Origin of the sequence: Streptomyces sp. AC558_RSS880, assembly GCF_019049255.1 — a bacterium.
Lineage (GTDB): Bacteria > Actinomycetota > Actinomycetes > Streptomycetales > Streptomycetaceae > Streptomyces.
On the sequence record NZ_JAGMUJ010000192.1, the window covers coordinates 1 to 717 of the forward strand.

Sequence of the window (717 nt, forward strand, 5' to 3'; positions counted from 1 at the left end):
CGCCCCGGTGTCCGTGCAGTCGATGACGACCACGCGTACGTCCGACATCGGTGCCACGCTGCAGCAGATCGCCGAGCTCACCGCCTCCGGCTGCCAGATCGTCCGGGTGGCCTGTCCCACGCAGGACGACGCCGACGCCCTCCCGGTGATCGCGAGGAAGTCGCAGATCCCGGTGATCGCCGACATCCACTTCCAGCCCAAGTACGTCTTCGCCGCGATCGAGGCCGGCTGCGCGGCGGTCCGGGTGAACCCGGGCAACATCAAGCAGTTCGACGACAAGGTCAAGGAGATCGCCAGGGCCGCCAAGGACCACGGCACCCCGATCCGCATCGGCGTGAACGCCGGGTCGCTGGACCGGCGCCTGCTCCAGAAGTACGGCAGGGCGACCCCCGAGGCGCTGGCCGAGTCCGCCCTGTGGGAGGCGTCCCTCTTCGAGGAGCACGACTTCCGGGACATCAAGATCTCCGTGAAGCACAACGACCCGGTCGTCATGGTCGAGGCCTACCGCCAGCTGGCCGCCCAGTGCGACTACCCGCTCCACCTCGGCGTCACCGAGGCCGGGCCCGCCTTCCAGGGCACCATCAAGTCGGCCGTCGCCTTCGGCGCGCTGCTCTCCCAGGGCATCGGCGACACCATCCGCGTGTCGCTGTCGGCCCCGCCGGTCGAGGAGATCAAGGTCGGCATCCAGATCCTGGAGTCGCTGAACCTGCGTCAGCG

1 protein-coding gene is annotated in these 717 nt (G+C 69.2%); it reads left to right on the forward strand.

Features of this window, described 5'->3' with window-relative positions; all coding sequences use genetic code 11:
• Positions 1 to 717, forward strand: a 717-nt coding sequence (gene ispG, locus KUM38_RS40655) for a flavodoxin-dependent (E)-4-hydroxy-3-methylbut-2-enyl-diphosphate synthase (protein WP_217137182.1), incomplete at both ends; no start/stop codon positions are given.